A 19489-nucleotide genomic window follows, 5' to 3' on the forward strand; every position below is an offset into this window, starting at 1 on the left:
CCCCAACCACCCCCCCCCACGACACCCACAAAGACACAAACCAATCCACAAACACACAAGGGAGAAACCACCACAGGAGACAACCCCCACCCCACCTTTTCCCCAGACGTGAAAGGAGACGAAACCCACGCCCCAAACGACCCAAATTACGCAGGCTGACACAGCCAAGAACAGGACGCACAACCAAGAAAATCCCTCCAACAGGCGCCCCGCGAACAGACGACCACTGCAGAACAGACGGCCGTCGGGCGGGATGCCGACGGAGCCGCAGGCTCACCGCCAAGAAGCACGCCAGCCCCCGCCACGGCAGTATCGCCCACCGAGGAGGCGGATCCCACAGCAGCCATCACCCGCATCCGTACACCACAGAAAAGTCACCGCAGGTGTTGCGCCTCGAATGCGCGGGCAGAGTTGCTCACACCCAGATTCGTGGAGGAGAAGTGCAAGTTGCGCCCCGGATGCGCGGGGCAGAGTTGAGGAACGTAAGGGAGCGTGCGACAGTGACGAAACTCTGCCCCGCGCATCCGGGGCGCAACACTTGGGGCAATACCGGGGGCAACGCCAGGGGCACAATCTGAGGTCGGCAACATTCCAACCATGCACACAAAACCGCCATATCGTCCCTCGAACCAATGATTCCAAAGGCTCACCACATGCCTCACGCGTGTCGGCGGGGACATTGCACTTGCACTTGTCCGCCAGATGACGTATGTTGTTACTCGCCTCGGGCGGTTGGCGCAGTGGTAGCGCACTTCCCTGACACGGAAGGGGTCACAAGTTCGAATCTTGTATCGCCCACCAGGCTGCACACCGTGCACTGCCTTAGCGGACATAGCTTAGTTGGTAAAGCGCGACCTTGCCAAGGTCGAGACCGCGGGTTCGAGTCCCGTTGTCCGCTCTCTTTTTCTCACTGTTCCAGACGGTTTATGCCAACTCCCCTGCGCATTGGCACATGGCAGAATTCCGGCACTTTGTACCACTTCACCGTGTATCCAGCGCCATGCGCGCAGAACACCGAGTCCGGCGTATGCTCCAGATCGGCCTCCGGGTCGTAGCCTGCCCCATCCACGACCGTCTGCTCGTCATGGCATTCCCTGTATCCGCCGAACATCAGCGCCAGACGCCCTTCGCCGTGCGTATATGCGTTCACGTCCATCGCATAGTCGCGCATTTCGCTCACCGGCGCCGCGCCTTCCACCACGGCAAGCCCATCCTCAATCTGCGGGGCCGCGCTCTCGCCGCCCATCCGCTGCACGTCGCTCAACGCGCGCCCGAGCATCTCCTGCGGCAACTCAAGACGGAACCGGTACCACGGTTCGAGCAGCACGGCATGCCCCGCTTCGCGCGCCTCCATGAGCCCCTGACGCACCGCGCGGTATGTCGCCTGCCGGAAATCGCCGCCTTCGGTGTGCTTCAGGTGTCCGCGCCCGCCGATGAGCGTCAGCCGCATGTCGGTGATCGGCGCGCCGATGAGCACGCCCGGATGCTCGGTCTCCTGCAGATGCTGCATGATGAGCCGCTGCCAATTGCGGTCGAGCTCGTCTTCGCTCACATCGGTGGCGAACTCCAAGCCACTCCCCCGCTCGAGGGGCTCGATCAGCACATGCACTTCCGCATAATGGCGCAACGGTTCGAAATGCCCCACGCCTTCGCCGGGCGCGGTGATCGTCTCCGCATACAGGATCGACCCCGGGCCGAAGGCGATGTCAAGACCGAAACGGTCATGCATCAGCTGTTCGATGATCTCCAGCTGCACTGCGCCCATGAGCTGCACATGTGCCTCCTGCAGCCGCTCCTGCCACACCACGTGCAGGAGCGGCTCCTCGTCTTCGAGCTCGCGCAACGCCTGCAGGCACGCGTGCATATCGTTGCCCCCAGGCAGCAGTGTGTAGGTGAGCACCGGCCGCAATACCGGCTGTGCCGCATTGCGCGCCGCGCCGAGCCCTTCGCCGGGGAATGTGTGCGCCGGTCCGGTGACCGCGCACACCGTGCCCGCGGGCACCGACTCGACCGTGGTGAATTTCGCGCCGGAGTAGACGCGCACTTGGTCCACTTTCTCGGCGCCGCCCGCTTCGGGCAGCATCATCTTGGCGGTGAGCTCGCCACCGGTCACTTTGATCCAGCTCAGGCGATTGCCCTGCCGGTCGTGCGAGATCTTGAACACGCACGCCCCGAATTCGGCAGTATAGTGCGGTTCGCGCGTGAAAAACGCAAAGCCTTCCACGAACTCACTGATGCCCTGCATTTTGAGCGCCGAGCCAAAATACACCGGCACCGCCGCGCCGTCGGCGATCAATGCGCGCACTGTGCGCACGTCGATGCCGCCTGTCTCGAGATATTCGTCCATCGCGGCTTCGCTCTGCATCGCGAGCGTGTCGAGCTGACGTTCGGACAGCGCATCCGCCGCGCCGGTGAAATCGATGCACGCGTCCGAACAGCGCGCGTGCAGCTGTTCGAGGATGCGCGCGCGGTCGGCGCCCGGCGCATCCATTTTGTTGACGAACACGAACACGGGCACATGGTAGCGCCGCAGCAGCCGCCATAGCGTAAGTGTATGGCCCTGCACGCCGTCGGCCGCAGACACCACGAGAATCGCGTAGTCGAGCGCCTGCAACGTGCGCTCGGTCTCCGCGGAAAAATCGACGTGGCCGGGGGTGTCGAGGATTGTGAGCTCCGCTTCGCCGACGCGCATCACCGCAGGCTCGGTGTAGATGGTGATGCCGCGCGCGCGTTCCATCGCATCGGTGTCGAGGAACGCGTCGCCGTGGTCCACACGGCCCAGTCTGCGCGTGGTGCCAGTGGCGTACAGCAGTGCCTCGGACAGCGTGGTCTTGCCGGCGTCCACATGCGCCACGATTCCCGTTACGATCCGCTTCACCGAAGTCTCCTTTCCGTGCGCAATGTGCGTCATGCCACCCCGAACACGCCACCGTGCACGGTGTAGACGAGACCGCACACACCCAACACCACGATAAGCGACAATACAACCCAGCCCCTATGCGAAAACAGCTGGCGCAGTGGCACGCCAGGGCGGCGCTGCCGGCGCGCCACCACGAGCAGCGGCAGGCCAATCGCATACAACGCGCACGCCATCATCAGATACCGCAGGCCCGCGGAGTAGACGAGGAACAGCGAGAACAGCGTGCCGAGCACGCCGGTGGCGAGCGCACGGCGGCGGGCTGCCGCACTGGGGAATGCCGGGGGCTCACGTACGGCGATTTTCCACAGATACACGCAGCACAGCAGGTAGCATGGCATCGCCATGACCGAGGTGATGGAGATCATGACATCCCAGGCGTCGCCGTTGACGAAATGGCAGAGAATGAGCAGCAGCTGGCAGGTGACGGCGGTCCACACCAGGCCGGTGGATGGGGCGCCGAAGCGGTTGGTGGCGAGGAAGGACCTCGGGTAGATGCCATCGCGCGCGGCATACAACGGCATCTGGCTGATCATGATCATCCAGACGAGCCATGCGAACACCACGGAGATGATCACGCCGGCATTGACCATGATGGAGCCCCCCTGGCCAAAGCACTGTTCCATGATCACCGACATCGAGGGATTGGGCATCCGCGCCACCTGGCCGGAGGAATATACGCCGAGCGGCAGCAGTGAAACGAGGATGTAGAGCACGAGCACGGTGAGATAGCCGGCGGTTGTGGCACGGGAGACGTCACGCGGATGGCGCGCCGAACCGGAGACCACGACCGCGCCTTCCATGCCGATGAACAGCCATAGGGTGACGAGCATGGAGTCGCTCACCTGTGCACCGATACGGTGCACGTCGAACCCGAGCGGCGTGCCTTGGGCCCCCAGCCCCCAGAACCCACGCAGGAATACGCCGGTTTTGAATACGGCGGCGAGGGCCACCACGAACACGATGACCGGGATGATCTTGCACACGGTGCCGGCGACATTGATCAGTGCACCCGTTTTGGTGCCGAGCAATGCCACGGCGAGCATGAGCCACAGAATCAGCGACGAGCCGATTGTCGCGGCCACATTGTTGCCGTTGGTGAACGTGCCGGGCATGAAGATGTCGAGCGTGGACATGATGAGCACGCCATAGGCCACCAATGAGAAGCAGTTGCACAGCCAATACCCGTAGGCCACAAGAAAGCCGACGAAATCGCCGAATCCGCTGCGCGCGTAGGAGTACAGGCCGTCTTGCATATGGGGTTTGACGTGGGTGAGCACACGGAACGTGTTGACGATGAACCACATGCCCACGCCGGTGATCGCCCATGCCACGATCTGGCCTCCGGCGGACGCATGCTGTGCCATGTTCTGCGGCAGGCTGAAGATGCCGCCGCCGACCATCGCCGACACCACAAGCGCGAACAGGCCGACGAACCCCACTGTGCTGCGCGGCCCCGCGGCCGCCGCACCGGAACCCTCCACCATCGCCGGCGCATTGGATGCGTGTTGCCCGCTGTCCGCCATCGTCAATCCACTCCTGTTGTGTGCATGCATGCCGACATCAGAGCGTAACAGATAGTTCGTTCCGCCCGGCCGGTTGTGCGCCCGGCGCAATGTGCCATGGTGTCACACCCAACCGCGCACCGCGTAGAAGCGCAGTGTGCACAGCACATCCACGAGGATGTCGTTGAGCGGCCCGGCGGTGTAGTCGACCATGGCGTAGGACGCATACCCGTCTTCGAGACGCCATATCGTGGCGCATGAAAACCCGTTGGCTGCCGTGCCATGGAACCGCAGCAAGGCCGCGTTCGGCGCCGCGTGTGCATCTGCGCTGTGCAGTTCGAACGCGCAGGGGTCTTCCGCGCTCGCGGCCACACGCACCGGCGGTGCAATTCCGAGCTGAGATTCAGGCAGCACAATGGGCGCGATCCGCACGATGCGCTGTTCGAGTAGATCAACAGTCACGGCAGGCGGATTGCCGACGGTGCCGATGAGGTCCCGGTAGGCGTAGGCGATGCGCCGTGCGGCTGACGCAGAAGGCGTGTCCGCGCGCATCGTCGTCAGGATGCGCTGCGACTTTGGCGCGTCGGCCGCTTGCTCGATGAATGTGGCGGTCAGGCCTTCGGCGTCATAGTCGCAGTCGAGCGTGACCACGTGCCCATGGTTCGCGCGTGCTTGCATGTGCAGTCGAGCGTGGTCATCCGGACCGTCGCACAGGCGCATCAGTGCGGCGGTGAGTTCGTTTTCTGAAGGCATGCACTCCATATAACAGTATCCCGCCTCCAAACGAGGCGGGATACTGTTGCAATATAATTCCCCATGTGAATTACACGGTGTGGGGCCGTATGACTCACACGCTTATGGTTTCCTCACCAATGGGAACAATATATGGGGAATCGATCAGCCTTCCTTGGCTTCGGCTTCACGTTCAATGGCTTTGTCCACATTGGCTGCGGCCTTGTCAAGGTCCACGTCCGACTTGGCGTCGTGCTTGGCGGCCCTTTCGACGTCCTTGATCGCATCCTTCTCCTGATGCTCGGCCTTATGCACGTCCACATCGGCCTTAAAGTCATCGAACCTCTCTTTGAGCGTTTCGTGGGGCTTCTTTTCGTCTGCCATAACGACCACCTTTCGTGTGAGTAGTCTGTAGCCCATCTGGGCCTATCCCCATTACACCGCATCCCGCATCTCGCCGTGCCAAGCGACGCTACAAGCGTATATTCGACCGTCATTTTTTGGCGATTCCGCATGGCATTGGCTTGCACGCCAAAACACGATGGCAACATGCATTATTCCCGTTTTCCGCGCAGCACCGAAGCCCCTATGCATATGGGGAACGCGGTGTTAGGTTGAGGGCAGGCGCGCAAAGAGACGCGCCGAACATCCATCACAACCATACGCAAGTCCCGAGGTGCCATTGTGTTCCATCCCCGTTTTTCACACCCGTCCGCACACGTCACCGCCGCGGTCGCTTCCATCGCGGCGCTCGGCATGCTGCTGGCCGGCTGCGGCACCAGCGGCGGCACCGGCTCCCCCAGCGCGCAAGGCTCATCAAGCACCGCAACCACTTCGGTGATCACGGTGAACAACGTGGAACCCTCCGCCAACCTCTTGCCCGGCAACACCAACGACATGGCCAGCTGGAAGGTCGTGACCCAGCTGTTCGAAGGACTCGTCACGTTCTCGGACGACGGCGAATTGATCTACGCCGAAGCCGAATCGATTACCCCGAACAGCGATGCCTCACAGTACACGATCACACTGCGCGACGGTCTGCGGTTCTCCGACGGCCAGAAGATCACCGCGCAGACCTATGCCAAGGCGTGGTCGTTCGCCGCGAACGCCGCGAACGGGCAGCTCGGCGCCGCGATCTTCTCCACGATCCAAGGCTATGACGCGCTGCAAGACACCAATGGCGGCAACGACGCGCAATTGAGCGGACTCAAGGTGGTGGACGACCACACCCTGCAGGTCACGCTCAACGCGCCCGACTCCTCCTTCCCCTACAAAGTGGGCGACGTGGCGTTCCTGCCCATCCCCGAAAGCGCATACGCCGACGCCAACGCGTTCGGCGAACACCCGATCGGCAACGGTCCCTACATGCTCAAGCAATGGAACCATGATTCGAGCATCCAGCTTGTGCCGAACCCGAAATACACCGGACCGCGCACACCCAAGAACGGCGGCGTCACCTTCGAGCTCTATACCGACGTGCAAACCGCGTATGCGGATGTGGAATCAGGCAATCTCGACGTGATCGACACCATCCCCACCTCCGCGCTCGCCACATACCAGCACGAAAACGGCATCCAGGCCTTCAACAAGCCGGGTCCGGCGTTCCGTTCGTTCACCATTCCGCAGAAGCTCAAGCATTTCTCCGGGGAGGAAGGACGCCTGCGTCGCGCCGCGATCAGCCATGCCGTGAACCGCGCCAACATCATCGAGAAGGTGATGTACGGCACCGCGACCGTGGCCACCGATTTCACCGCGCCGACGATCGCCGGTTATTCCAAAAGCCTCAAAGGCGCCGACGTGCTCGACTACAACACCGAAACCGCCAGGAAACTATGGAGCCAGGCCGATGCAATCAGCCCGTGGAGCGGCACGTTCCGCCTCGCCTACAGCGCGGACAGCGGCGACAAGCAGCGCGTGGAGGGCATCACGAACTCCATCAAGAACGCCTTGGGCATCGACGCGCAGCCATACATCATCCCCACGCAGAAGGAGCTGAGCAGCGCGATCCACGACCGCACGATCAACGCGGCATTCCTGCAGGGCCTGCAGTCCGACTACCCATATCCGGAAGGCTACCTGATGCAGGCCTACGATTCGTCAGCGGCCGACGGCAAGGGCCTGAACAACGGCGATTACAAGAGCACGGCCTTCGACAAACTGATCGATGACGCCGCGCGCCAAACCAACGTGGATGATGCGATCAGCTACTATCATCAGGCTGAAGAGGTGCTGTTCAAGGATCTGCCGGTGATTCCGCTGTGGTATGCGAATGTGACCGCGGCGGCCGGCGAGCATGTGCAGCATGTCGGATTCAATTACATGGGCGTACCGAAGTACAACGAAATCACGAAGTGATGGCATATGGGAGCAATTGCGAACGATGAGATGATCACCGCCAAAGACGGTCAACAGCACAGTTGGAAATCGGTCAAATTGCTCATCGCCACGCTGATTGTCAGCACGCTCGGCGACGGCTTCTGCGGTGTGATGATGGCGGTCGCGCTCCCGAACATCTCGGAAACCTACCATGTGAGCATCGCCACAGCCAACTGGGTGACGGTTGGCTATGCGATCGTCGCGGCCACGGCGGTGATGACCGCCGCCACTGTGCTCGCGCGCATCGGCTTGAAGAAACTGTTCTTCTGGAGCCGCGTGCTGCTCATCGTCAGTTCGCTCATTGGCCTGTTCTCCCTGAATTTTCCGATGATGCTCACGAGCCGCCTGATCCAGGCGGTTGGGTCGGGACTCATGTTCCCAACAATCAACACGGTGATCATCCGTGTGGTACCAGCCAAGATCTCTGGCCGTGTGGTGTCGCTCAACAGCGCCATCATCGGTCTGGGCATCGCGGTGGCGCCGTTGCTCAGTGGCGTGTTCCTGACCTATGTGAGCCTGACGTCGATGTATGTGGTGCCGTTGGCGGTCGGCATCATCTCGATCCTCATGGGCGCGAAGTTCATGTTCGACGTCGAACCGCGCAAGCAGCATCCGATCGACGTGCTGTCGATCGTGCTCTCGTTCGTGGGCTTGGCCGCGCTGATGATGGGCTTCTCTGAGCTGACGCACCGCCCGCTGTTCGCCGTGCCGATGCTCATCGCCGGTGTGGCGGTACTTGTCTGGTTCGCGGTGCGCCAATTCCATTTGGATGTGCCATTGCTCGACCTGCACCCGATGAAGCATCTGTATGTCTCGCTTGGTGTGCTCATGTATATGGCCGGCGCGATGGGCCAGCAGGCCGTGTTGTTGCTGTTGCCGCTGTACTTGGAGCGCGCGTGCGATTACACGCCGTTCGTGGCCGGCTGTTTCCTGCTCATCATGACGTTGTTCTATTCGGGTTCGGTGATTGTGGGAGGCAAGACCGTGGACCGTTCCGGCATGTGGCCGGTCGTCTCGAGCGGCTTCCTGCTCATGGTCATCGGCCTGTTCGCCACGTTCTTCGCGGCCCCCACCAAGATCGCGTGGCTCGTGGTGCTCATCGGATCCGTTGTGGTTGTCGGCGACGCGCTCATCAACGTGCCCGACAAGGATGTGGTGCTTGAGGCGCTGCCCGACAATACGGTGCCCGACACGAGCGCGATCTTCTCGACCGGCAACCAGATCGCGGGTTCGATCGGGTCAGCGCTGTTCGTCGGCGTGCTTTCCGCCGATGTACTCAGGCAGACCGCGGAAGGCGTCAACCGCCATGCCGCATACGCGAACGGCTTCCAGCATTCGATCCTCATCGCCGCGATCTTCGAGGTGGCCATGTTGCTTGTGTCGGTATGGTATTCACGCGAGATGGTGAGGCACGGCCGCGCCAAGATCAACCAGACAGCCTAACCGGCCAGCCAGAGGCTCCGCCACGGAGGTACAAGGAATGCCGGGACCCGTATCGAGGGTCCCGGCATTCGCATATGCGGCATCCTTATGCGGACGGCGCATCCCTTCAGTCGCTGGCGGCCTCCTGCTGCTCTTCCACGCCGACCTCGGCCTTGAGGCGGGCCAGCTCATCGTCCACCGATGCGGAGCCGCCGGCAAGGTACTTGTTGGCGATGTCTTCGTTGCTTGCCTGCGTGTTGAGCTCAGCCGTGGCGTTGGCCTCATTGAGCATGCGGTCGGCCTTCTCCTCCATGCGCTCGAACGCGGCGGTGCCACGGGAGGCCTTGGCGGTCTTCTCGGTGGCTTCGTTGACGTGCTGCTGCGCGTTGGCCACGGAGACCTTGGCGTGCACCGCGGCACGGCGTGCCTGCAGGCTGTTGATGTCGTTGACCAGCTTGTCGTGCATCTGACGCATCTTCGCCGCATTGTCTTCGGCGACGGTGGCGGCGGTCTCGAGTGAAGTGAGCGTGCTCTCATACTGCTGCTTGGTGGCGAGCAGTTTGCGGGCATCGTCGTCGTTGCCGGCCTTGACCGCGGCCTTCGCGGCCGCCTCGTACTTGGCGATGTCCGCCTTGCAGTCGTTGACCTGCTGGCGTGCGTTGGTGGCCGCGGCCATGACGCTCGCGGTCTCCTTCTTGACCGACGCGAGGTCTTCGTTGAGGTCAAGCAGCATCTGGTCGACCATCTTCGCCGGATCCTCGGCCTTGTCGAGCAGCGCATTGATGTTTGCGCGCATGATGTCGCCGAATCGTTTGAGAATAGCCATGGCTATTGTCCTTTCTGTTCCTGACCAACCTGATCGTTGTGATCTGCCTGATCATATTTTTCCAAAATCGGATCGCGCGCCTCTTCGAGCGGTGTGGTGACCATACGCTCCACATACTGCTCGTGCTCGCGTTTGCGTTTGATGAGCATCCATGTGATCACGGCGCCAATGGCAAGCATGCCGATCACAATGACTGCGATGATCACCCACTTGTGCACATCGTTCTTCGTGGTCGTCTTGGTCATGATGCGGTCCGCAGTCGAATCGAACGTGGCCACGATCGCGTCATCGGTGGACCGGTCGCTGTACCAGTACTCATCAAGGTACGTCCAGAATATCTCAGTGGCCTGGGCGTCCATGATGCTCGAGACGTGCTTGCCGTTGACGAGCGTCATATACCCAACGTCGTTGTCCACGTCCTGCTCGGCGAAATACACAAACAGCAGCGTGTCCTCATTGTCGATGTGGTCGTCGTACCATTCGCGCGCCCATGCCTGTTTCTCATCATCGGTCTTCAGCTGCGGATTGTATTTGGCGAACAGGATGTACGGCTGTATGCCGGTCTTGTCGTAGAACACCTTGAGGCGTTTCGCCGCGGATGTGCGGTTCTCGAACCAGCCGAGCTGGTCGTCGATGCAGTTCGAATCGTACGGCAGCCCTGAATCGAGCTTGGTGCGGTTGTACGTGCTTTCCGGCACCGTCACGTTGTAATCATTGCGGTTGGGCTCATTGTTCGAGCAGCTGGGCATCATGAAAATGAGCAGGAAGATGACGAGCGCGGCCAGGATGCCGATCAGTGGCATGAGTCCGGTGAGCCCTCCATTGGGCTTTTTCCCGCCGTTGTTGTTGCCTCCGAACGGCGTTTGCATGGTGGGCGGGGCCACCGGCGGCCCACCGGCCGGCGAGAACGGCCCTTGCCCCGCGCCCGGCGCACCCGTGCCGAAGGGGCCTGCCGAATATGGACCGGGCGTCTGCTGGCGGCCGTAGTTCGGCTGCTGCCCCATCGCGTCGAAGATCTCTTCAGGGAATGGCATGCTGCGACGGCCGTAGCGGTTGCGGGTGGAACGCCGCCCTGCGTTGTAGCCACCTGCCATGCCTATGCCGGCCGCCCGGAACAGATCGCCCACATCGAATCCGCCCGAGCCAGTGGACCCGCTGGACTGCGGGAATCCGGCCGAGCCACCGCCCCCGGCGCGCCGGCCCGAACCCGGCATGCTCGGCCGATGCCCGCTGGACATGCGTGAACCACCGTCGTGGCCGCTTGACGATCGGCCAGACCCTGAACCGGCACCAGCTCTTGGCATGTGAACATCCTAACCTCGTTGTGAGTATTGGTATCAATATAGCCGATGTGCCGGCAGGCTGCCCGGTTGTCTCATCGTTTTATTGCGCACAATGAACATGGTTGCCCTATACATGCTCAGTGTGCACGCACTCCACGCCGGCGTTTTCGCGCGGCGGCGCACCACGATCGCCACGGCGATCGCAAGCGCGAACACGGAGCCCCCCCCCGCATGCGCGGTCCGTGTGAAGTTCATACCTGCCTCAAACAGACCCACATATCTCGCGCGTCGGGTTTCACGCATGTCGCGAAGTTTCTCATACCGCACGCCATCGAACTCGTAACCCATCGTTGCAACCTCCAAATCTCGAGGGTGTTACAACAATCACTAGAATTCACCTCTTCCTCATCGAAAGCGCCATAATCGAGAGAATCCAAGTCTGTGCTTGCTACCCCTCATCATAAGCAAAAAATAATCCTCATTTTCCCCTCTGCAGGTGAACGAAAAACGACACCGGTGCGTCGCACTTTTTTCGTGCGTCGCACCGGCGTCATCGAGCCCTGTGGGCAGGTGGTCAGTGGATCACGCCTTGGCCACATGCACCCCGAGGGCGTCGCCTTGCTCAACCTGCATCGACGTGGACAGCGTCTCCGAGCAGATCAGGTCGCGGAACTGCTCCACCTTCGGCAGGTCACCGGAAGGCACCGTGAGCGTGAGCGCGATGCGGTCGGACACCTCGAGGCCGGCCTCCTTGCGCGCATCCTGCACCGCGCGGACCACGTCTCGCGCATAGCCTTCGGCGATCAGGTCACCGGTGAGCTCCAGATCGAGGATCACGAATCCACCACTGGGCAGGATCGACGATGCGGAATCGCGCCGTGCCGTGGCGTCCGCCTCTTCCACGCGTCGGGTGATGTCGTATTCGTCGCCCTGCAGCGTGATCTCGCCGTTCGGCGTCTCGATCACCGGGTCGCCGGTTACAGGGTCGGCATGCCAGTCACCGCTCTTCGACGCCTTGATCGCGAACTGCACCTGCTTGCCCAGGCGAGGGCCGGCGGCACGCGCATTCACCTTGAGCTCGTCGATGATCTTCAGACCATGCTCGGCGGCCTCATCCAGCGTCGAATAGTCGATCGCCTTGATGTTGAGCTCGCTCTTGAGCAACGCGTCATATCCATCGACCTGCGAAGGATCGTCGACGACCACGGTGAGCTTGGCGAGCGGCTGGCGCACGCGCATCTTATGCGCCTTGCGCAGCGACAGCGTGGACGAAACGATCTCGCGCACCTTGTCCATCGCCTCGACCAGCGCGCCGTCTTCAACGAGCACCTTGCCGAGCGCGGTATCCACACCGGTCTGCGGATCAGTCAGATACGGCCAGTCACCCAAGTGCACCGAGTCACCGCCGGTCAGACCACGCCACACGGCCTCCGCCTCCATCGGGGCGAGCGGGGCAAGCACGCGCATGAACGCCTCAAGCACCGTATACAACGTGTTGAACGCGTTCTCATCCTCGTTCCAGAAGCGGTCGCGGGTATTGCGAATGTACCAATTCGTGAGCATGTCGATGAAATCCGCCACCTCGTCGCAGGCATCGGAAATCTCGAAGTTGTCCATATGCTCGGTCACGTTCGCAATGAGTTTGCGCGTGCGGGCGAGCAGATAGCGGTCCATCTGCGGCAGACCGGGCACCTCGTCGGCACGCAGCGTGCGCGCGTCATAGCCATCGCCGTGGTTCGCCGCATTGGCATACAGCGTGAAGAAGTAATACGAGCTCCACACCGGCAGCATGATCTGGCGCACCGTGTCGCGAATGCCGTCCTCCGTCACGATGAGGTTGCCGCCACGCAGAATCGGCGAGCTCATCAGGAACCAGCGCATCGCGTCGGAACCATACTTGTCGAACACGCCGTTCACATCCGGGTAGTTGCGCAGATGCTTGCTCATCTTCTGACCGTCGTCTCCGAGCACAATGCCATGGCAGATCACGTTCTTGAACGCCGGCTTGTCGAACAGCGCGGTCGCCATGACATGCAGCAGGTAGAACCAACCACGGGTCTGGCCAATGTATTCGACAATGAAGTCGCTCGGGAAGTGGTGCTCGAAGTACTCCTTGTTCTCGAACGGGTAGTGGTACTGCGCGAACGGCATGGAACCGGACTCGAACCAGCAGTCGAGCACATCGGTGATGCGGTGCATCGTGGACTTGCCGGTCGGGTCGTCCGGGTTCGGGCGCGTGAGATTGTCGATCCACGGGCGGTGCATGTTGATGTTGCCGTCCTTGTCACGCGGGTAGTCGCCGAAGTCACGCTTGAGCTCGTCGAGCGAACCGTACACGTCCACACGCGGGTACTTCGGGTCGTCACTCACCCACACCGGGATTGGCGAACCCCAGAACCGGTTGCGCGAGATCGACCAGTCGCGCGCATTGGCGAGCCACTTGCCGAACTGGCCGTCCTTCACGTTCTCCGGAATCCAGTTGATCTGCTGATTGAGTTCGAGCAGGCGCGGCTTGATCTTGGTCACGCTCACGAACCAGCTGGAGACCGGCTTGTAGATGAGCGGTGTGCCGCAACGCCAGCAGTGCGGGTAGGAGTGCACGTAGCTCTTCTCCTGGAACAGCAACGCGCGCTCGGACTCCGGACGCTCGGCGAGCGGACCGTCACCGGCGCGCAGATTGCGCAGGATCGGCAGATTCGCATCGAACACGAACATGCCTTCGTAGTCCGGGCACAGCGACGTGAAGCGGCAGCCAGAGTCGAGCACATCGACGCTCGCGATGCCGTGGGCGTTGAGCGTGTTCATATCGTCTTCGCCGTATGGTGCCTGATGCACCAAGCCGGTGCCTTCCGTGGTGTCGACGTAATCGGCGGTCAGGATCTGGTAGGCGTTCGGACCGGGGGTGCCGCCTTCGGCCGTGGCCTGCTCGCCCGCGAAATACGGGAAGACCGGGTAGTAGCGCCAGCCCACCATGTCGGAGCCCTTGAGCTCGCGCACCACCTCATAGTCCTCGCCGAGCTCCTTGTTGTAGGAACCGAGCAAGGCCTTGGCGAAGTAGAACTTCTTGCCGGCGAACTTGCCTTCCTTGGGGCGCACCTCCACGTAATCGATGTCGGCGCCCACCACAATCGCGAAGTTCGTGGGCACGGTCCACGGAGTGGTGGTCCAGAACACCGCGTAGGCGTCGTCTTCGTCACGCAGCTTCACCGCGACCGAAACGGTCGTGTCCTGACGGTCCTGGTACACGTCGGCGTCCATGCGCAGCTCGTGCGCGGACAGCGGCGTCTGGTCCTTCGGGCAGTACGGCAGCACGCGGTAGCCCTTGTATGCCAGGCCTTTCTCGTACAGCGTCTTGAACGCCCACATGACCGACTCCATGTACGGGATGTCGAGTGTCTTGTAGCCGTGTTCAAAATCGACCCAGCGCGCCTGGCGGTGCACATAGTCACGCCATTCGTTCACGTATTTGAGCACGGAGGCGCGGCAGGCGTCGTTGAATTTGTCGATGCCCATCTGCTCGATCTGGTCGACCGAGTCGATGCCGAGCTCCTTCTGCGCTTCAAGTTCGGCGGGCAGGCCGTGCGTGTCCCAGCCGAACACGCGGTTGACGCGCCGGCCCTTCATGGTCTGGTAGCGCGGCACCACGTCTTTGGCGTAGCCGGTGAGCAGATGGCCGTAGTGCGGCAGTCCGTTCGCAAAGGGCGGGCCGTCGAAGAACACGAACTCATTCGAGCTGTGCTCACCACTGGGGTTTTCGTCGATGGATTTCTGGAAGGTGCCGTTGGTGTCCCAATAACGCAGCACATCTTGTTCGAGCTGCGGGAAGTCGGGATTCGGCGCGACGTTCGCGCTTTGTTCGCCGACCGATGCCTTGGGATACACGTGCTGTGGTGTTTCGCTCACCATTGCTCCTCATCTTGCAGGATCTGTCTTTTCCTGCGAGGACGATGGCTCCGGGCGGATTGCTTGCCAACCCCCGCGCCACCGCGGTACCACCTCGCTTGCCACGCGGGCGTGCATGCACGCGTGACCGCTTGTGTTCGGCTGTACGGGCCGACCCCGTCGGTTCTACTGGGTCGGGCGGCGCCCCGCCCGGCTGTTCTTCCGAAGGCTCCCCGCTGATGACGGATCACTGCCTGGTTTCTTGCGCCACTATACCAGCAACGCGGGAACGAATGCGACCCCGAAACACGAATGACCCACCCCGGCACGCCTTCCGTTCGACTCACACACCCTCACGCATGCGGCGTGGTGTGCCCTGGGGAATGGGGCGGCTCGATGGGCGGGCCATTGCAGGGGAACACGAATGATGGTTGGTCTGGTGTTCGCGGCACTATGTGCCATCGGTCACTCGGGGACTTCCATGTGCTGCCAGGTGTCCGCGGACTCGAACAGCAGGTCTTTCTCGTTCTGTTCGGCGACCTTGTGCTTGTGGGCGGTTGCACAACCCTCGGCGTCCACTTCCGGCTCGCCGGTTGCCGGATCGGCCTGCGGCTTGTCCGTTTCGCTGACCACCTCTTGAAGTTCTTCGACTTGTGCGGCGTCGAGTCCCTTGAGTCCTTCCGCTTTCTTGGGTTCGGTTTCTCCTTAACAATCGACTCTCGTCGTCGATGACGATATGCTCACTATAGCGTCTTTTCCACTGCCCCACGCGCAGCGTCTCACGTTTTCCCAATCAGCACAACACCATAAGCGCTTCAGTTACTTGCGTCATCGGTGAGGTAGAAATCGCGCAGTGCACGCAGGTCGGCCTCACTGAGCCCAATCGCCGTACGCAGGTAGCCGACGGGGCCGCCGAACGATGCAGTGGCGTCGATATACGTCTGGAAATAGAGCGGCGAGGCGACGAGGAACTCGTCGATGTCCGCATGGGCCTTGGGGCCGAGCAGTGCTTCGAAGGTGTCGACGAACGCCGGCATTTCCGTGGACATGTAGAGGTTGGTCTGCAGGTAATCGTCGCGGATCACGTCTTCAGGCACTTCCAGCGCGGCCAGAATGAGTGCCGCCGCGATGCCGGTGCGATCCTTGCCCTGTGTGCAGTGGAACAGGTAGCCGCCCGGCTCGTCGATGAGCAGGCGGAACATCCGCTTCCAGCACGCGACCGCGGCGTCGTCGAGCACGAGGCGCGGGTAGAGGTCCTCGATGAACGTGCCCGGGCGGGTGACGATGTCGCGCAGCTGCAAACGCAGCGCCTTCGTCTCGCGGAACGTGGGCAGTGCGTAGAACGACCAATCCTCGAGCAAGCGGTCTGGCTTCAGGTCGCGTTCGGGATCGGTGCGCAAATCGATGACGTTCGAGATGCCCCTATGCGCCAGCGTCTCCAGGTCGTCATGGCGCGCATCGTGCAGGTTCGCCGAGCGCACCAGCAGTCCCGGGCGCACCATGCGCCCTTGCTCCGTGTGGATGCCGCCCAGATCGCGGCAGTTCTCCACGGTGGGCAACGGCAGTTTGCGTGACACTACGCGCATAGGGCTCCTCTCAGGTGGGTCAGCGACTCACTTGTCTTCGAGATACGGGTCTTCCCACTGGTTTTCGTTGTCGGTCTCCTCGGGGCGGTCGATTGCGAGCTCCTCGCGTTGCGCCGCATCCTGCTTGGCTTCCTTGGAGGCATCGCTCACACCCACCTCGTTTTCCGGAATGTCCTCATTCGGCTTGCCGGTGATCGGGTCGGTGTACGGATGGTCAGTGTCGCTGACAATCTGCTCCATCTGCTTGACCTGATCGGCGCTCACCGCGCCAAGGCCTTCGTGTGTGTTGGTGTCTGGAATGTTCTGTTGCTCTGCCATGATGGCTCCAATCTCGAGAGCGGCGCGGGTGCGTGTCGCCCCGCTTCCTATCCCCCCACTATAGCCTCGTACAAAAGGGGCGCCCGGCGGACTTTGCCCAGTGGGGAACATGCGTGCAGGCCCAGCGTATAAGGAAGCCCCTTGCCTATGTGTGGCAAGGGGCTTCGTACGTACGCCGGTGTCGATTCGCCCGGCATGCACTCCCCTGCTGGGGCGCATGCGCGGGCGGTTCGGCGGATCAGTGGGTCTGGTGGGTCTCTTCGTGCTCGGCGACTTCCTTCTTGTCGCCCTTTTCCGCACGGGAGGTCTCCCAGCCTTCCTTGACGTCCTTGAGCTTGTCGGTCAGATCGCCGACGCTCTTCTTGATGTCTTCGAAATCATCCTTGTGCTCGTCGATGCGGGCCTTGATCTCTTCGAAGTTCTCCTTCATCTTGTCGCTCATATCAACCATGGTGACCTTCCTTTACTGGTAAACGGGTTGCCTGCTATCCATTACAGCACGTTGGGGCCGGTTGCGCAGATAGGGAAATCGCCGCGCGCGGCGTCCCGCACATACCAAAGCGCGGCCGTGCATTGCACACGGCCGCGCTTTCGCTTTACCGGGGCCCGCTACTCGAGTTCGAGCGAGCCAGTGTACAGCTGGTAGTATTCGCCCTTTTCCTCCATGAGCTCGTCGTGCGAGCCGCGTTCGATGATGCGGCCGTGGTCGAGCACCATGATGACATCCGAGTTCCTGACCGTGGACAGGCGGTGGGCGATGACGAACACCGTGCGTCCCTTCATCAGGTTGTCCATGCCGGCCTGGACCACTTCCTCGGTGCGCGTGTCGATCGACGATGTCGCCTCGTCGAGGATGAGCGCTGGCGGATCGGCGACTGCAGCGCGCGCAATCGAGATGAGCTGGCGCTGGCCTTGCGACAGGCCGGAGCCATCGCCGGAGAGCACCGTCTGGTAGCCGTCGGGCAGCATGCGGATGAACGAGTCCGCATTGACGAGCTTCGCCGCGGCGATGCATTCGTCATCGGTCGCGTCGAGCTTGCCATAGCGGATGTTGTCCATCACCGTGCCGGTGAACAGGTTGACGTCCTGCAGCACGATGCCGAGCGAACGCCTCAGGTCCGGCTTCCTGATGCCCTTGACGTTGATGCCGTCGTAGAGGATCATGCCTTCCTGGATGTCGTAGAAGCGGTTGATGAGGTTCGTGATCGTCGTCTTGCCGGCGCCGGTCGCGCCCACAAGCGCGATCTTCTGGCCAGGCTTCGCGAACCACGTGATGTCATGCAGCACTGGCTTGTCCGGGTTGTATCCGAAGGTCACGTCGGTGAAGCGCACGTCGCCGCGCAGCAGCGTAAGCCTGCCGTCGGCCGACGTGACCGCCTCTTCATGCGCCTCCTCGGCCACTTCGGCCGCGCGCTTGCTGAGCCTCTTCGCGGCTTCGCGCGAACGCGTGCCGTCGTCGCTCGCCTCGCGCTTCCACGCCCAGTGACCGGTCTTCTTCGGCGTCTCCGTCATCGTACGGCCGTCCGACGCGAGCTCGACGTTGACGAGCGTGACCGTGCCATTGTCTTGCTCGGACGGCTCGTCCATCAGCGCGAAGATGCGCGAGGCGCCGGCGAGCGCCATCATGACCATCGTCATCTGCTGCGAGACCTGGCCGATCGGGTTCACGAAGGACCGCGACAGCGTGAGCAGCGAGATGATCGTGCCAATCGTGAACGCGGCTCCGGAGAAGCTCAGGTTGCCCCAATTGCCAAGCGCGGCGAGGCCGCCGAAGATCGCGGAGAGCACATAGAGCAGATAGCCCATGTTGCCGACGACCGGCATCAGCACGTTGCCGTAGGTGTTCGCGCTCGCGCTGGCGTGGTACAGGCGCTCGTTGCGGTCGTCGAACGACGCCTGTGTGGCGTCCTCGTGGTTGAAGACCTTGATGACCTTCTGCCCGTTGACCGACTCCTCGACGAAGGCGTTCACGTCGCCGAGCTCCTGCTGCTGCACCACGAAGTAGCGGCCCGAACGGCTCACAATCACGCGGATGAGCAGCAGGAGCAGACCGGTGAACACAAGGACGAAGACCGTGTAGGGAATCGACAGGTAGAGCATCGCGATGAGCGCCGCAAGCGCGGACACACCGGATGCGAACATCTGCGGCAGCGACTGGCTGATCGCCTGGCGTAGCGTGTCGGTGTCGTTCGTGTACCGGCTCATCACGTCGCCATGCTCATGCGTGTCGAAGTACGAGATCGGCAGTGTCTGCATGTGTTCGAACATCTCGTCTCGAATCTCCTTCATGACGCCCTGTTCGACGCCGACGAGCAGATACGAGTACAGCCACGCGCTGAATGTGCCGAGCGCGTAGAGGATGCCCATGAAGATGAGCGCTTGGATGAGCGGCGCCCAGTCCGGGACGCTCTCCCCTACAAGCGGCATGATATACCGGTCGATCAACGCCTGCAGGAACAATGCCGACCCCGCCTGCGCGACTGCGGACACGATGATCGCGATGATGATGACCACCATGCGCACCTTGTATGTGAACACGTATTTGAGCAGTCGCTTGAGGGTGCCCTTCTTCGCCTTCTCACGCGGCATGCCTTGCGCGCCGTTCGCCTCGGGCATGCGCGCGTCGTCATTGAGGGTCTCTT

The 19489-nt window shown here is 62.0% G+C and carries 14 protein-coding genes and 2 tRNA genes; 4 read left to right on the forward strand and 12 right to left on the reverse strand.

Annotated features, from left to right (window positions below; genetic code table 11):
• The first annotated feature begins 726 nt into the window (after positions 1 to 726).
• Both OGI63_RS11960 and OGI63_RS11965 read left to right on the forward strand, forming a co-directional pair.
• Positions 727 to 801: transfer RNA gene (locus tag OGI63_RS11960), tRNA-Val, on the forward strand.
• A gap of 24 nt (positions 802 to 825) precedes the next feature.
• A tRNA-Gly gene (locus tag OGI63_RS11965) sits at positions 826 to 898 on the forward strand.
• A 9-nt stretch (positions 899 to 907) separates the two neighbouring features.
• On the opposite strand, the gene OGI63_RS11970 is transcribed toward OGI63_RS11965, so the two are convergent.
• From OGI63_RS11970 to OGI63_RS11985, 4 genes are all read right to left on the reverse strand, one after another.
• Positions 908 to 2878, reverse strand: coding sequence for an elongation factor G (locus OGI63_RS11970; protein ID WP_004218182.1), 1971 nt, complete (start codon positions 2876 to 2878; stop codon positions 908 to 910).
• 29 nt (positions 2879 to 2907) lie between these two features.
• Entirely contained in the window at positions 2908 to 4443 is a 1536-nt protein-coding gene (locus OGI63_RS11975; protein WP_004218183.1) for a basic amino acid/polyamine antiporter, read from the reverse strand.
• 102 nt (positions 4444 to 4545) lie between these two features.
• Positions 4546 to 5175, reverse strand: a complete 630-nt coding sequence (locus tag OGI63_RS11980) for a hypothetical protein (RefSeq protein ID WP_004218184.1) — start codon at positions 5173 to 5175, stop codon at positions 4546 to 4548.
• 144 nt (positions 5176 to 5319) lie between these two features.
• Positions 5320 to 5538 carry a hypothetical protein gene (locus tag OGI63_RS11985; protein WP_004218185.1) on the reverse strand — a complete coding sequence of 73 codons (219 nt, stop codon included), beginning with the start codon at positions 5536 to 5538 and terminating at the stop codon, positions 5320 to 5322.
• 300 nt (positions 5539 to 5838) lie between these two features.
• On the opposite strand from OGI63_RS11985, the gene OGI63_RS11990 reads away from it, so the two are divergent.
• A complete protein-coding gene (locus OGI63_RS11990; RefSeq protein ID WP_004218187.1) occupies positions 5839 to 7509 on the forward strand; it encodes a peptide ABC transporter substrate-binding protein in 1671 nt (556 codons plus the stop codon).
• Positions 7510 to 7515: 6 nt separating this feature from the next.
• Positions 7516 to 8973, forward strand: coding sequence for an MFS transporter (locus OGI63_RS11995; protein WP_004218188.1), 1458 nt, complete (start codon positions 7516 to 7518; stop codon positions 8971 to 8973).
• Positions 8974 to 9079: 106 nt separating this feature from the next.
• Here the strand turns inward: OGI63_RS11995 and OGI63_RS12000 are convergent, their stop codons facing one another.
• From OGI63_RS12000 to OGI63_RS12035, 8 genes are all read right to left on the reverse strand, one after another.
• Positions 9080 to 9778: a PspA/IM30 family protein gene (locus tag OGI63_RS12000; protein ID WP_004218189.1), complete on the reverse strand. Its 699-nt coding sequence runs from the start codon at positions 9776 to 9778 to the stop codon at positions 9080 to 9082.
• Positions 9779 to 9780: 2 nt separating this feature from the next.
• Positions 9781 to 11016, reverse strand: coding sequence for a hypothetical protein (locus OGI63_RS12005; RefSeq protein WP_004218191.1), 1236 nt, complete (start codon positions 11014 to 11016; stop codon positions 9781 to 9783).
• A gap of 627 nt (positions 11017 to 11643) precedes the next feature.
• Positions 11644 to 14964 (reverse strand): mupirocin-resistant isoleucine--tRNA ligase, encoded by a 3321-nt coding sequence (ileS, locus tag OGI63_RS12010; protein WP_014710616.1) that lies wholly within the window; start codon positions 14962 to 14964, stop codon positions 11644 to 11646.
• A gap of 444 nt (positions 14965 to 15408) precedes the next feature.
• On the reverse strand, positions 15409 to 15576 hold the full coding sequence (locus tag OGI63_RS12015) for a hypothetical protein (RefSeq protein WP_004218194.1): 168 nt from the start codon (positions 15574 to 15576) through the stop codon (positions 15409 to 15411).
• A gap of 182 nt (positions 15577 to 15758) precedes the next feature.
• Positions 15759 to 16529 carry a tyrosine-protein phosphatase gene (locus OGI63_RS12020; protein ID WP_004218195.1) on the reverse strand — a complete coding sequence of 257 codons (771 nt, stop codon included), beginning with the start codon at positions 16527 to 16529 and terminating at the stop codon, positions 15759 to 15761.
• Positions 16530 to 16556: 27 nt separating this feature from the next.
• The gene (locus OGI63_RS12025) at positions 16557 to 16847 is read right to left on the reverse strand and encodes a hypothetical protein (RefSeq protein WP_004218197.1); all 291 of its coding nucleotides are present in this window, start codon (positions 16845 to 16847) and stop codon (positions 16557 to 16559) included.
• Positions 16848 to 17085: 238 nt separating this feature from the next.
• On the reverse strand, positions 17086 to 17298 hold the full coding sequence (locus OGI63_RS12030) for a hypothetical protein (RefSeq protein ID WP_004218199.1): 213 nt from the start codon (positions 17296 to 17298) through the stop codon (positions 17086 to 17088).
• A 158-nt stretch (positions 17299 to 17456) separates the two neighbouring features.
• Positions 17457 to 19463 carry an ABC transporter ATP-binding protein gene (locus OGI63_RS12035; protein ID WP_171021305.1) on the reverse strand — a complete coding sequence of 669 codons (2007 nt, stop codon included), beginning with the start codon at positions 19461 to 19463 and terminating at the stop codon, positions 17457 to 17459.
• Positions 19464 to 19489: the final 26 nt, after the last annotated feature.

The sequence above is a fragment of the Bifidobacterium sp. KRGSERBCFTRI genome, from assembly GCF_025908335.1.